A 13662-nucleotide genomic window follows, 5' to 3' on the forward strand; every position below is an offset into this window, starting at 1 on the left:
ACAGGGTATGGCTGAAACTCGAATGAATCGAGCTGTCATTCGATTGTCCGCAACCCTCCCGTCGGCTGGACTGGCCTCATGGGCGTGATCGTGTTGGTGGTGATCGGAATTCTGACGGGGCTCACCACGGGGCTGTTCGGATTCGGCGGCGGATTTGTCAGTGTTCCGGTGATCGTCTGGGCCGACAGTGCGCTCGCCGCAGGGACGGCCGAGGTGGCGGTGGCTACGTCAGCGGTCGTCATGGTGGTGAACGCGGCGGCGGCCACCGTTGCAACCTCACGAGCCGTACTGGCACACTTGCGAAGTGCGGCAGCGCTCATCGCCTTGTTGGGGTGCGGGGGCGTTCTCGGTGCGACGCTGGCAAGGTGGGCGCCACCGCACCTCGCGATGTGGGGATTCGTGCTCTATCTCGCGGTCACGATCATCGATGTGCTGGCACGCCCCGGATTCCTGCGCCGCCCCATCATGATCGAGGGCTCCTCGCGTGGGTTCGCAGTGTCGCCACTACTGGGCGTGCCTATCGGTGCGGTCGCATCATTCCTGGGGGTGGGCGGCAGCGTGATGACGGTTCCCCTGCTGCGCCGCAGCGGACAGCCGATGAGTATGGCTACCGCACTGGCGAATCCGTTGACACTGGCGATCAGCGCGCCGGCATTGGCGATCTTTCTCACCGGCACGTCAGCAGCTGCGGACGTGCCGTACATCATCGGCGCGGTGGATGTGCGATCTGCCGCGGCGCTTCTCATCGGAGCGCTGCCGATCGTGGTGTGGCTGCGGCGACGTCCGCCTCGCCTTCCCGATACCGTGCATGCTTGGGCATATGTCGCACTGCTCATCGTTTCGGCCGTTGCGATAGTGCTGTCGCCGGGCGTCTTGTCGCCACATTTCACCTGATAGACCCCGAACACCCAGGAATTTCCCAGGTTGAGAGTCCACAATTCTCAGATGGCGCGGACAGTATGGGTCGGATCGGGCCTCCTCGCACTCGTCGCAGTTGCCGGTTGCTCACAGCCTGCGAGTCCGGTTGTGGAAACGTCCACGCCCGAGGTGACCGAGCTCAAAGTCAGTGCCGCCGCTGCGGATTCGCTGTTCGCCGGGATTGATGTGGTCAAGTCGCTGGGCTTCCCGACGGCGGACACCACACATACCGACACGGCACCGGTCTACGGGCCCGCCATCAACTCGTCGGACCCGTGCGGCGTGTTGCACGCGGCGTCCCAAGGTGACTTGGGGGACGGCTGGCAGGCATTTCGTCAGCTGAATGTCGACAGCAGCGCGGACCCGCATCAGACATTGCACGAGGCCATTGCGATTTATCCCGACAAGCCTGCAGCCCAAGCCGAATTCCGTCGGATCACAGAGGCTTTCAACACGTGCAAGGCGCATTCGCCCGGCGCGTACACGTTCGGCATGCGTAACCCGATCACGATCACCTGGGCCGACAACACCGGTGCCACGCACATCCACACCACGGGCAACGTGGTGTACGGGGTGACCTCGTCCGGTGCTGCCGACAACGCTCAGGTCGCCGGTCAGGTTGCCAACCAAATGAAGACGAACATCATCGACCCTGCTTAGAACGAGCGTTCACTCGGTACTGTCCCGGTGTGCTTACAGAGCTGTATCACGCTGCGGTCGTTTTCCTGGTGGTCCTGGCCGTCGTCACCTTCGTCAGCGGCTTCTGGTTCACCAATCCCTACGGCCGGTTCGCCAAGCCTGACGAGAGGTTTACCGCACCCGCGAAGATCGGTTGGCTGATCTTTGAATGCCCGCAGTGGTGGGCGTTTACCGTCACCTTCTGGTCCCTCGCGCACCACCACGGCGCACCGGCGCTTGTACTGTATGGGTTGTGGCAGGGTCACTACCTGTACCGCGGACTGATCTATCCGATCTCTCGTAAGGGCAGCGGAAAACGATTCCCCTACAGCGGGATCGCCTTCGGCTTCGTCTTCAACGCGGTCAATGGTTTCGCCAACGGATATGCGGTCGCCTTCGCCGCGCACCTGCAGAGTGCCGCCTGGTTCACCGATCCCCGGTTCATATTCGGAGTCCTTGTGGCCCTTGGTGGCTGGTTGGTGAACTTTCAGGCCGACCGCATCCTCATCAACCTGCGAGCCGATGGTTTCGATGGATACCGCATTCCATATGGCGGTGCGTTCAGGTGGGTGTCGGCGGCCAACTACTTCGGCGAGATCATCCTCTGGGCAGGCTGGGCATTGATGGCGTGGACGCTACCCGCCCTGATCTTCGTGCTGTTCTCGATTGCCAATCTGTTGCCGCGGGCGCTTTCGATCCATCGGTGGTACCGCGAAACATTCCCTGGCGAGTATCCGCGCGAGCGCAAGGCGATCATTCCGGGGCTGCTGTAGGGACCTAAGCCACCAACTTTTACGCATTACTTCAATACGTAAGCGATTCGTGTAACACTGAGTTACACGATCAATGTGGAGGTGTGCGACATGGCTGCTCCGGTAACGGCCTCATACCCGAAGACGCGACGCATCAGGTTTTGGTTCGGTGACCCGGTCCCGATGCGAAGGCACTTCGCCGACAACGACATCGCGTTGAGTCATGTACTGGCCGGTGCCTCCGCGGTGTTTCCGCCGGGGGAGGAGTTCTTCGTCCGATCCGTGCGTCGCTACGCCGACAGGATCACCGAGCCGACGCTCAAAAAGCGTGTCGCCGGGTTCATCGGTCAAGAAGTCACCCACGGCCTGCACCATCGCGAGCTCAACGAGAAGCTCACGGAAATGGGCTACCGCAGCAAGATGGTCGAGAGCATCGGGCGGCGATCAGGCAAGGTCGAAGACCTGGTCGACAAATACCTACCCAACATGGACCGTCTCAAATACATCCGGTTGACCATGCTGGCGGCGACCGCAGCACTTGAGCACTACACCGCGGTTCTGGCCGAGCGTCTGCTGGAAAGCGGCGACCTGCAGGCCATGGTGACCGACGACGAGGTGCGGAACCTGTTGTACTGGCACGCGATCGAGGAACTCGAGCACAAATCGGTCGCCTTCGACGTCTATCGCGCGGTCGGTGGGCCGGAATGGCTGCGACGTGCGGTGATGGCCGTCATCTGGACGGGTACGGTGCCATTCGCCACCGCGGGCTCCTGGTTCTCCATTGCGTGGAGCGACCCGGATGGTCGGCGTCAACCGGGCCGCGTGCTGCGCGAGACGGTCGGATTGATCCGCGGACCTCTGTTGAACGACGGGATGATTGGCCGGTTGGCCGTCTACATGAAGAAGGACTTTCATCCCGACGATCTCGACACCGAAGTGCTCCTGGAGCAGTGGCGAGCCGAACTGTTCGGTGCCGAGGGCACCCTGGTCGATCATTTGAAGTAGAGACAACAATGGCCCGGGCTTGTGGCCCGGGCCATTGTCAGGTGTCTGCTGTGTCAGCAGCTCAGCGCGACATGCGCGACCTTGCGGTCGACAGTCGGCACGGTGGTGGGGTTGTTACGCACATCCCGGGCCGGCTGAACATTGTTCACCGGCGACTCCTGCGTGACAGACGCCACGGTGCACTTGCTCAGGTCCGCAGCGCCCGTCTTGGAGACGATCACTCGGTACCCATTGGTCTTGAGGTCATTGATGACAGCGCTGGCATCGCCCGATCCCGATGGCCCGGCGAGCGCGACACTTGCCGATCCCAGCGACGCCCCGATGACGCCAACTGCGGCAATACCTGCAAATAACAATCTCTTCACGATTTCACTCCTCTCGCCTCACTCCTCGTGGCTTCGCTGTTACGGAAATGTGTCCGCATACCACACGAATGCCCGATCCCCGACTCGCCAAATCATCAACGCTCGTGAATCTGTCCAGTCCAACGCACTAATACCCAGATTGATTCCCAATCGGGGAAATTAACGTCAAATTCACATTCTCGTCTGCGGCCGCTCTCAGGCGGCGCGCGTATCGGCCCGCGGGGCGTGCAACACCCAGCGAACTGGCAAATCTTGTTAGGTTAGGCTAACTAGACGTTGCAGTTAAGGGAGATGTACACCAATTTGTGGTCGAGTACGCGGACCGGCAGCACCAGCCACTTGCCGCTGGGCATCCAGGTGCGCTGATACTCGGTGCGGTAGACGTCCTGCCCGTTACGGATGTTGGACACCGTGCACTTGTTGGTGGGGGCGGAGCCGTTTCGGTCGATGATGACCTGATAGCCCTGCGACTGGTACTGGTTGATGACCGATTGCGCGTCATCGGCGAGCGCCGTGCCGGTAGTGAGAGCCATCAACGCTCCGACACCGAGTGCCGCAGTCGTTAGGCGAGCCGCCGTCTTCATCTCATACCGTCCTCACAGGTGTTAACTCTTGGCCACACAGACATTGTTCCCTATAGGTGCCATCGATTTTTCGGTCCGAATCGATACAGTGGCCGGGTGTTGAAGCCGGTGACCGTCAAGAGCTGGGGAATCTGGGCCACCTGCGCGCTTGCGCTCGTGGTGCCGGGCTGCGGCCGAACCGTCCAGAACCCCGTCAATCACAACGTGAAGATCGGAAACATCGCCTCACTGAAGACCCAGTTCGGACCGGAGTTCGTCGTCAAGACCATGGAACCGGCGGGGATGGACCCCAAGCTGCTCTCCCCGGCGCCATTGCCGCAGGGAATGACGGTGGATCCTCCCGGCTGCGCCAAGTACAGCGGCGGCAGTGCCGTACCCGCCGGGCTCAAGGGCAACATGGCCGCGCTCACCGCCACGGGCGCCGGAAATCAGTACGTAGCGGTCGCGGTGGAAACTTCGCAGGAGGTCCCCTTCGACCCCGCGGTGTCGGCGGAATGCAAGAAGGTCGGCTTCCGCGGCAACGGGATCGCCGGGCAGACCGAGGTGATCGACGCACCCGCCATCGAGGGTGCGCGCACCCTCGCCATGAAGCGGGATGTGCTCAGCGGAACCTCGGGCAGGGCCGTCGGTCAAGAGGTGCTCAACTATTCGGCATATCTCGGTCGCTACATGGTGGTCGTCACGGTCAGTCCGGTTGCGGTCGGCAAGGTGCCGCCCGCGTTGCCCGACGGCAAGCGCGCATCGGATCTGTTGGTCAAGGCTGTAGCCGCCGTCCGTTCTTAACGCACGTCGCGGGGCCGGTATTGCAAGCTGATCCGCGGGCCCACCGGCTTGGACGTCTTAGGGATCGCGTGTTCCCACGTTCGTTGGCAGGTACCTCCCATCACCAAAAGATCGCCATGGCCCACATGGATGCGAATAGAGTCGCCACCGAGTCGTGGCCGCAACGCGAAAGTGCGTGTCGCGCCAATGCTTACGATCGCGACCATGGTGTCTTCGCGTAGTCCGCGCCCGATGGTGTCGCCGTGCCAGGCGACGCTGTCGGTGCCGTCCCGGTACTGACACAGGCCCACCGTGGTGAATGGCTCGCCGAGTTCGGCGGTGTACTCGCCGTTGAGGCGGTCGCAGATCGTCTCCAGCACCGGATGTGGTGGCGGGCCCGCGGTCAGATCGTGGAAGCTGACCAGCCGGGGGACGTCGAGGGTGCGGTCGTACATGCGGCGACGTTCGGCGCGCCACGGCACCTGCGTCAACAGCTGGCCCATGAGGTTATCGGCACGTCCGAGCCATTCATGGTGTACCTCAAGCCAAGCGCCGCCGGCCAGCTCGCGGCGCGGGACCGGTGGGGCGCCGAACAGGGATGCCTGCACAGCGTGTGGAGAGGCTGTCACACCTCCATGGTATCGCACACATGTTCGATTGCGTGGCAAGCTAGCGTCTTCTCATGACGGATGCGCCAGTGCTGGGTGCCAATTCAGAGGTGGGACGGCTGCGGGCGGTGGTGCTGCACCGGCCCGGTGACGAGCTCAAGCGGCTGACTCCGCGCAACAACGACCAGCTGCTGTTCGATGGCCTGCCCTGGGTGGCGCGCGCTCAAGAGGAGCACGACGCCTTCGCCGAGGTGCTGCGCTCGCGAGGTGTCGAGGTGCTGCTGCTCTCCGAACTGCTGCGTGAGGCGCTGGCCAGTGGCGCCGCCAGGGTGCAGGGCATATCGGCGGCGGTCAACGCGCGCAGGCTGGGTTATGCGCTAGCGCAGGATCTTTCGGAGTACCTGCGGTCGCTGGATGCTGCCGACCTTGCCTACGTGTTGATGTGTGGGATGACGTTCGACGAGCTGCCGGTGGGCGGCAAGGTGGCGCAGCCGTCCTTGGTGCGGACCATGCACCACGGATCGGATTTCGTCATCGAGCCGCTGCCCAATCTGCTGTTCACCCGCGATTCGTCGTTCTGGATCGGTCGTAAGTTCGCGATCACCTCGCTGGCGCTTCCGGCGCGCGTCCGCGAGACCTCGCTCACCGACCTGATCTACGCCCATCATCCGCGGTTTCTCGGGGTGCGGCGGGCCTATGAGTCGCATTCGGCCCCCGTCGAAGGCGGCGATGTGCTGCTGCTGGGGCCCGGGGTGGTGGCCGTCGGTGTGGGGGAGCGCACCACTCCAGCCGGTGCGGAAGCCCTGGCGCGCAGCCTGTTCGACGATGACCTGGCTCACACCGTGCTCGCGGTGCCCATCGCGCAGGAACGGGCGTCGATGCACCTGGACACCGTCTGCACCATGGTCGACACCGATGCCGTCGTGATGTATCCGGCGATTCAGGATTCGCTGTCGGCGTTCACCATTCGGCGTAACGATGGTGGGGTCAGCATCTCGGGTTCAGCTCCGTTCGTGGAAGCGGCGGCCGATGCGATGGGCATCGGCAAGTTGCGTGTCATCGATACCGGGCTGGATCCGGTGACCGCCGAACGTGAGCAGTGGGATGACGGGAACAACACCCTGGCATTGGCTCCCGGTGTGGTTGTCGCCTATGAGCGCAATGTGGAGACCAATGCGCGCCTGGAGGAATCGGGTGTTGAGGTGCTTGCCATCTCGGCGTCGGAGTTGGGCACGGGCCGGGGTGGACCCCGCTGCATGTCCTGTCCGATATCGCGTGATCTCCTCTAGCGCCAGCTGGGCAGCCACATCTCCATGTTCCACATGAACGGTGAGATGGCGGCGCCGGTGAGGATCGGATACAGCCATGCGAAGTTGGTGACCACCACCGCCAGATAGAACGTCGCAATGAACATTCGCAACGTTTTTCGCTCCGGATTGGCCACCGGCTTGCGCAGGAAATCGCCGATGATGAACGCGATCATCATGACCAGGAACGGCACCATCGGGGTGGCGTAGAAGAAGTACATCTGCCGGTCGATGTTGCCGAACCAGGGCAGCCATCCTGCGCAGTAGCCGACCAGCGCCGCCGCATAGCGCCAGTCGCGCCGGACCACCGTCGCCCACGTGGCCCACAGCAGCACCGGGACGGCCAGCCACCAGATGGCCGGGGTGCCGACCAACAACACCGCGCGCACACAGGAATTGGCGCCGCAGCCGGGAATGTTCTTGTCCTCGATGGCGTAGAGCAGCGGTCGCAGCGACATCGGCCATGTCCACGGCTTGGACTCCCACGGATGATGATTGCCGTTGGCGTTGGTGAGCGTCGAATGGAATGTGTAGACGCTGTGCGTGTAGTACCAGAGCGATCGCAGGGCATCGGGTACCCAACTGCCGACGCCGATTTGGCGGCCTTCGGCATGCCGATTGATGCCCGTCTCGGAGGCGAACCACGACCAGTACGAAGCCATGTATACGAGGAACGGAATGACCACCAGCGCATACAGGGCCGGCCCCAGGTCCCGCACCCCGGTGCCCGCCCAGGGCCGCTGCACGCCGTAGGCGCGCCGCGCCGCGATATCGAATGCGATGCACAGCACTCCGAAGAACGCGATGAAGTACAGCCCCGACCACTTAGTGCCACAGGCCAATCCGAGCAGGATTCCGGCACCGAAACGCCACCAACGCACGCCCAGGCGCGGGCCCCAGGCGGTCTCGCCGATGCGCCCGTCAAGGTACGCGTTGTACAGCCGTTCCCTCACCTGATCACGGTCGACGATCAGCGCGCCGAAGGCGGCCACCACAAACAGTGCCTGATACACATCGAGCAGTGCGGTGCGTGCGGTCACGAAGCTGACACCGTCCGCGATCAGCAGCAGTCCCGCGATCGCACCCATCATGGTGGACCGGCCGATCCGCCGGGCGATCCGCGCGACCAACAGCACCAGGATGGTGCCCGACAGCGCGGCGGCGAATCGCCAGCCGAACGAGTTGTATCCGAAGAGCCATTCGCCGAGGGCGATCATCTGTTTGCCGATGGGCGGATGCACCACCAGCCCGTAGCCGGGGTTGTCTTCGACGCCATTGTTGGTGACGACCTGCCAGCCCTGCGGCACGTAGTGCTTCTCGTCGAAGACGGGGGTGCCGCGATCGGTGAGTGCGCCGAGATTGATGAATCGGGTGAGCGCCGCGATTGCTGTGATGACGGCGGTCATCACCCAGCCCTGGAACCGGTGGGTGGGCCCGAAATCCGCGGGCGGTATCCGGGGCGCCGGCGACTCGGTGCCGTCTGAGCTCCGAGACGTCTCCCCCGTAGGCGGCAGGGTTGCGGGCACGGTCACACGGTCGATCGTAAGGGAGGGCCCGGCCCGGGCCTGTTGGTGCGGCGGGCTGGAGCGATAGCAACGAGGGCATTTAGTCTTGCGGGATGGGGAACTTGCTGCTGGCGGCGACACCGCTGGGGGAGCCCGGGGACGCCTCGCCCCGATTGCGCGAGGCGCTGGCCAAGACCGCGGTGGTGGCCGCCGAGGACACTCGTCGGGTCCGGGCGCTCGCCAAGTCGCTGGATGTGCAGATCAGCGGCCAGATCATCAGTTTCTACGACCAGAACGAAGCCAGCCGCATCGAGCCGCTGCTGGCCGATCTGGAGGCCGGGTACGACGTGCTGGTGGTCACCGACGCGGGGATGCCCTCGATCAGTGACCCGGGGTATCGCTTGGTCGCCGCATGCGTGAAAAAAGGGATACCGATCAAATGTCTGCCCGGGCCGTCGGCGGTGACGACGGCGTTGGCCGTTTCGGGGCTTCCGGTTGACCGTTTCTGTTTCGAGGGGTTCGCGCCGCGCAAGCAGGGGGCGCGGCGCCGTTGGCTCGCCGAGCTTTCGGCGGAGCCCCGCACCTGTGTGTTCTTCGAGTCGCCGCGCAGGCTGGCCGAGACCCTGGCCGATGCGGTGGAGGTGCTGGGGCCCGAACGCCGTGCGGCGGTATGTCGCGAGCTGACCAAGACCCATGAAGAGGTCTTGCGGGGCACCCTGCGTGAGTTGGCCGTCTGGGCCGAGGGCGAGGTGCTGGGGGAGATCACCGTGGTGCTTGATGGTGGTCGCCCTGCCGTCCCCGAAATCGACACCCTGGTGACCAGGGTGGAGGAGCTGATGGACGATGGCATGGGGTTGCGTGAGTCGTGCGCGATGGCCATCGGGGAGTCCGGCGCGACGCTGTCGAGGCGCGACCTTTACGACGCGGTGGTCAAAGCGCGGGCTTGAGCAGTGCGGTCGCGGTGAGGTCGACCGTGGCAGCCGCTTTGTGCAGACACTCCTGCCATTCGGCATCGATATCGGAGTCGGCGGTGATACCGCCTCCGACGCCGAGCACGGCGGTTCCGTCGGGTGCGATTTCCACGGTGCGAATCGCGACGTTGAGTTCCAGGCCGGCCACGGGCGACAGCATGCCGACGGTGCCGCAGTACACCCCGCGGTTATCCGATTCCCATTGGCGCAGTAGTTGGCGGGCACGGGTTTTCGGTGTCCCGGTCACCGAGGCGGGTGGAAATGCGGCCGCCAGCAGGTCTGCCGCAGTGGCCTCGGTAGGTATCTGCGCGGCGACGGTGGACACCAGGTGCCACACACCGGGTGCCGGGTGGACGGCGAGAAGTTCGGGAACGGTGACAGTGCCGGTGATCGCGATGCGCCCGAGGTCGTTGCGCACCAAGTCGGTGATCATGACGTTCTCGGCCACATCCTTCACCGAGGTCAACAACGCGGCGGGGTCCTCGGTCGCCGCGAGGGTGCCCTTGATGGGGCTGGAACGTACATCAGATCCATTGCGTTGCAAGAACAATTCGGGTGACAGTGAGGCCACTGCACCCCAGGCGCCGGAGATGAAGGCGGCTCGGGCCGGCGCGGTTTGGGTGATCGCATCGGCGAAGAAGTCCACCGGTTCTCCCGTCAGCGCACCGCGGAATTGCGTGCACACGCAGGCCTGGTACACCTCACCGGCGGCGATGGCCTCCAGGCAGCGTCCGACGGCGGTGCGATGACGCTCGCGATCGGGGGCCGTCCAGTCGATGGACCACACCTCGGGAGCGCGGAGATGGGTGAGCGCCTGAACTATCCACGGAGGACATTCTTCATCGAGAAGGCTTTCGTACCACCAGCATTCGTCATTATCCAGACGTAGAACCGCGTCGCTCCAACCTCCGGCCGAAGCGGGGAGTCGTGGGGCCCGGGCGTCTGCGGCCAGGTCCGGATATGCCCGATAGCCGATCCAGCCGCCTCCCACCGCGCCGGGTGGAACGGTATTCGCATGAGAAGTATTGCCGCTGAACGCTTGTCGTGGAAGCACCGCGCGGGCGGCGAGGGACGGGGCGATGATCGCCCGTGAATCGAACCAGCATCCGGTCAATGCGGCAGGTGCCGGTCGTCCCGTCTGGCGTGCGGCGACGGCAAGGGATCGCAGCACGGCGGGCGGTGCGCCGAGATCGCCGAGCTGCTGGACGCGCATGGGTCTAGTTTCGCAGACCCTTCACCAGGATCGCGCGGGTGTACAGCAGTGAGAAGCCCTGACGCTGGGTGTTCTGCTGAGATTTTGAGCCGGGCTGTGTGGTGACCACGGCCAGATCCGCGGCGGCTCTTGCGGCTTCGTGAAGCCGGGTGGTCAGCAGCGCTGTCTGGATACCGTGCCGACGATGTGGGGCGGCAGTCGCCGCGCCGTTGAGCTGGGCCACCCCGTCGAGGATTCGCATACTTGCGCCGCCTGCGACAGCGCCCTGCCGCAGGGCGATGTAGCGCTGCTCACCCTCCACCGTGGACAGCGCGGCGATCGCACGGGACAGCACCTCGCGCGGAAACGATTCGTGCGAGGCCACGCCCTGGTCATCGGGGACCGCGAATCCCTCGACGATCACGTCGAGCCAGCTGGCCAGCTCATCGGTCCCGCTGTGGCGCACCGTGATGTCATCCGGGATCACCGGCGCGGGGGTATCGCGCAGTGTCAGGCCCAGCACGTCCTCGAACGACACCAGCAGGTAGCCGCGCCGGGTCAGCAGCTCACAGACCGCCGGATCGGCCAGGCTCGATACCTCGGCCTGCACCGGGGTATCGCGGTCGGCGAACATCTGCTCGACGGCCTCGAGTTCGGATGCGGTGGGCACACCACCCCACCCGAGTCCGGCGACCTTGTTCATCGGTGAATCCGGTCCCGCATACGACGCGACGCCCCCCGGCCAGCGGTATCACGACACCGTCGTCGCATCGCGCGGTTCCCGCGGCAATCGTGTCGGCTTCGGCGCGCTCAATGCGTGCGGCGGTATCGATGTCACAGAACACGCCGGTGATTGTGTCCGACAACCTGCCGGGACCGCTACCGGTTATCTGCTGATGTGGCGCGCTGTTTCGGCGGTGGCCAGCTTGTCGGGGTTGCGGATCGCGAAGACGTGCGCCACCTTGCCGTCCGTGATCGATACGGCCAGCACGGCGTCGAGGCGGCCCTCGCTGTAGATCAGCAGCGCGGGCGTGCTGTTGTACGTGCTCAGTTCCATGCGGACGTCGGGGAACGACGCGGCCGCCCGCGAGAGTCCGATGGCGACGCGCGCCACTCTGTCGGCCCCGTACACCGGGCGCCGCGCGGCACTGACCTTCCCGCCGCCGTCTGATGTCCACACGGCGTCCGGGGCGAGTATTTCCACCAGTGCATCGACATCGCCGCCCGCAGCGGCCAGCAGGAACTTGGTGGTCAGTTCCTCGGTCTGCTGATCAGTCGGGGTGAACCTGCGTCGGCGCGACTGCACATGCTCGCGGGCGCGGTGCGCCATCTGGCGCACCGCGGACTCCGATTTGCATACCGTGGAGGCAATTTCGGCGTAGTCGAAGCCGAAGACCTCGCGCATGACGAATACCGCACGCTCATCCGGTGTCAGCGTTTCCAGTACCACCAGCATGGCCATGGAGACCGACTCTGCCAAGACCACGTCGGTCGAGGCGTCGTCGGTGCTGCCCTCAAAGGTCACCCGCACCGGCTCCGGCAGCCACGGTCCCACGTACTCCTCGCGTCTACGGCTGTTGGCCCGCAAGGTGTTCAGTGATTGGCGGCTGACGATCTGCGCCAGATAGGCCTTGGTGTCGGTGACAGTGTTCAGGTCCACCTGCGCCCACCGCAGATAGCTCTCCTGCAGTACGTCGTCGGCTTCCGTTGCGGAACCCAGCATTTCGTACGCGATGGTGAACAGCAGCGGGCGCAGGTGGGTGAACAGCTCGGCATGAGCGGAGTCGGACACCGCTAGGCCTGCACCTTGAGGGCCTCGGCGCGCTTGCCGCCCTGGGGCCAGAAGTACCACGTGGGGTGCTTGGCAGCAGTCGCGATGATGGAAAGCGTTCCGTTGCAAACCATTTCCTTGATGGCGGCGCCTGCTCGCCCGCCTATGTACAGCTTGCGGGGAGTGTCGTCGGTGTGGCCCAACTGGATGACGGCAGCGTTCCGTCCGATGCTGACATTCTGTCCGGTGAAGATTTGGCTCCGAGCCTCCGGCTGCAGACCATCGACCAGGGCGAGCACCGTCTTGACGGCGCGGGCGGCCAGTGGCCCGGCGGCCTGGCAGCTCATCCGAAGCGGCACACCTGACGGGCTGGCGGCGTCCCCGGCCGCGATGACGCGGGGATTGTCCACGCTGACCAGCGCCTCGTCGGTGAGTAGTCTGCCCAGGGCATCGGTGCTCAGGCCGCTGTCGGCGGCCAGCTGTGGCACCCCGAATCCCGCGGTCCACACCGTGAGCGCGGTCGGTAGCACGCGTCCGTCGGACAGCGTCACCGAATCCTCGTCGACCCGCACGACCGTGGCGGGCAGCAGCACCTCGACACCCAGCTTCTCCAGTCGCCTGGCGGCTGCGCGCCGTGCCGGATCGCCGACGGAGGGCAACAGTTGTGTACCGCAGATCAGTGTCACCCGACGTCCGACCTCGGCGAGTTCTCCGGCCAGCTCGACGCCGGTCAGGCCCGCGCCGACGACCACGATCGGTGCGTCCGGCGCCAGCCTCTCGTATCGGGCGCGCACCTGCTGGGCGTGTTCGAACTCGTTGATGGACAACGCATGTTCTGCCACACCGGGGATGTCGGGGGTTGTGGTGGTGCTTCCGACGGCGTAGACCAGGTAGTCGTACGGCAGCACCGCGCCCGAGGCGAGCTCCAACTTCTGTGCGCCGGCATCGATATGGGTGACCTTGTCGACCACGAGGTGGATGGCCGGGTTGAGCAGCGTGTCGTACTCGGCGGTCGCGGTGCTGTTTCCGGCAACCAGCTGATGCAGTCGGATTCGTTCGACGAAGTGCGGTCGGGGATTGACGAGGGTCACGGTCAGGTTTTTGTTGGCGAGCAATTGGTTGGCCGCCAGGGTTCCCGCGTAGCCTCCGCCGATCACGATCACTCGGGTGTTCTCGGTCATTTCGGTGACTTCCTTTCAGTCGCTGATGCCCTTAAGACACCGATGCGATGAAATCTGTGACAG

At 64.6% G+C, this 13662-nt stretch carries 14 protein-coding genes and 1 pseudogene; 7 read left to right on the top strand and 8 right to left on the bottom strand.

Annotation, left to right across the window (positions count from 1 at the left end; all coding sequences use genetic code 11):
• The first annotated feature begins 84 nt into the window (after positions 1-84).
• From MSTE_RS05275 to MSTE_RS05290, 4 genes are all read left to right on the top strand, one after another.
• Positions 85-894: a sulfite exporter TauE/SafE family protein gene (locus MSTE_RS05275; RefSeq protein ID WP_096505463.1), complete on the top strand. Its 810-nt coding sequence runs from the start codon at positions 85-87 to the stop codon at positions 892-894.
• A gap of 51 nt (positions 895-945) precedes the next feature.
• Positions 946-1578, top strand: a complete 633-nt coding sequence (locus MSTE_RS05280; protein WP_096499541.1) for a sensor domain-containing protein — start codon at positions 946-948, stop codon at positions 1576-1578.
• Positions 1579-1607: 29 nt separating this feature from the next.
• Positions 1608-2369, top strand: a complete 762-nt coding sequence (locus tag MSTE_RS05285; RefSeq protein ID WP_096499543.1) for a DUF1295 domain-containing protein — start codon at positions 1608-1610, stop codon at positions 2367-2369.
• A gap of 90 nt (positions 2370-2459) precedes the next feature.
• Complete coding sequence (locus MSTE_RS05290) at positions 2460-3353, top strand: metal-dependent hydrolase (RefSeq protein ID WP_096499545.1); 894 nt, start codon at positions 2460-2462, stop codon at positions 3351-3353.
• Between the two features lie 53 nt (positions 3354-3406).
• Here the strand turns inward: MSTE_RS05290 and MSTE_RS05295 are convergent, their stop codons facing one another.
• Together MSTE_RS05295 and MSTE_RS05300 are read right to left on the bottom strand one after the other, a co-directional pair.
• Positions 3407-3718: a hypothetical protein gene (locus MSTE_RS05295; protein WP_057963775.1), complete on the bottom strand. Its 312-nt coding sequence runs from the start codon at positions 3716-3718 to the stop codon at positions 3407-3409.
• Positions 3719-3987: 269 nt separating this feature from the next.
• On the bottom strand, positions 3988-4302 hold the full coding sequence (locus MSTE_RS05300; RefSeq protein ID WP_057963776.1) for a hypothetical protein: 315 nt from the start codon (positions 4300-4302) through the stop codon (positions 3988-3990).
• Between the two features lie 96 nt (positions 4303-4398).
• Here MSTE_RS05300 and MSTE_RS05305 point away from each other — a divergent pair, with 96 nt between their 5' ends.
• Positions 4399-5085: a DUF5642 family protein gene (locus MSTE_RS05305; RefSeq protein WP_096499547.1), complete on the top strand. Its 687-nt coding sequence runs from the start codon at positions 4399-4401 to the stop codon at positions 5083-5085.
• Here MSTE_RS05305 and MSTE_RS05310 read toward each other — a convergent pair.
• The gene (locus MSTE_RS05310; protein WP_096499549.1) at positions 5082-5693 is read right to left on the bottom strand and encodes an alpha-ketoglutarate-dependent dioxygenase AlkB family protein; all 612 of its coding nucleotides are present in this window, start codon (positions 5691-5693) and stop codon (positions 5082-5084) included. The two genes, MSTE_RS05305 and MSTE_RS05310, sit on opposite strands and share 4 nt — an antisense overlap.
• A 53-nt stretch (positions 5694-5746) precedes the next feature.
• On the opposite strand from MSTE_RS05310, the gene arcA reads away from it, so the two are divergent.
• A complete protein-coding gene (gene arcA / locus MSTE_RS05315) occupies positions 5747-6961 on the top strand; it encodes an arginine deiminase (RefSeq protein WP_030094551.1) in 1215 nt (404 codons plus the stop codon).
• Here arcA and MSTE_RS05320 read toward each other — a convergent pair.
• The gene (locus tag MSTE_RS05320; RefSeq protein ID WP_096499551.1) at positions 6958-8511 is read right to left on the bottom strand and encodes a dolichyl-phosphate-mannose--protein mannosyltransferase; all 1554 of its coding nucleotides are present in this window, start codon (positions 8509-8511) and stop codon (positions 6958-6960) included. The two genes, arcA and MSTE_RS05320, sit on opposite strands and share 4 nt — an antisense overlap.
• Before the next feature lie 86 nt (positions 8512-8597).
• Here MSTE_RS05320 and rsmI point away from each other — a divergent pair, with 86 nt between their 5' ends.
• Positions 8598-9431, top strand: a complete 834-nt coding sequence (rsmI, locus tag MSTE_RS05325; protein ID WP_096499553.1) for a 16S rRNA (cytidine(1402)-2'-O)-methyltransferase — start codon at positions 8598-8600, stop codon at positions 9429-9431.
• On the opposite strand, the gene MSTE_RS05330 is transcribed toward rsmI, so the two are convergent.
• From MSTE_RS05330 to MSTE_RS05345, 4 genes and pseudogenes are all read right to left on the bottom strand, one after another.
• Entirely contained in the window at positions 9415-10668 is a 1254-nt protein-coding gene (locus MSTE_RS05330; RefSeq protein ID WP_096499554.1) for an aminodeoxychorismate synthase component I, read from the bottom strand. The two genes, rsmI and MSTE_RS05330, sit on opposite strands and share 17 nt — an antisense overlap.
• Positions 10669-10672: 4 nt before the next feature.
• Positions 10673-11492, bottom strand: a pseudogene (locus tag MSTE_RS05335) (GNAT family N-acetyltransferase).
• Positions 11493-11533: 41 nt separating this feature from the next.
• Positions 11534-12439 (bottom strand): RNA polymerase sigma-70 factor, encoded by a 906-nt coding sequence (locus tag MSTE_RS05340; RefSeq protein ID WP_096499556.1) that lies wholly within the window; start codon positions 12437-12439, stop codon positions 11534-11536.
• A gap of 2 nt (positions 12440-12441) precedes the next feature.
• Positions 12442-13599: an NAD(P)/FAD-dependent oxidoreductase gene (locus MSTE_RS05345; protein WP_096499558.1), complete on the bottom strand. Its 1158-nt coding sequence runs from the start codon at positions 13597-13599 to the stop codon at positions 12442-12444.
• Positions 13600-13662: the final 63 nt, after the last annotated feature.

Source organism: [Mycobacterium] stephanolepidis (assembly GCF_002356335.1).
GTDB classification, from domain to species: Bacteria; Actinomycetota; Actinomycetes; order Mycobacteriales; family Mycobacteriaceae; genus Mycobacterium; species Mycobacterium stephanolepidis.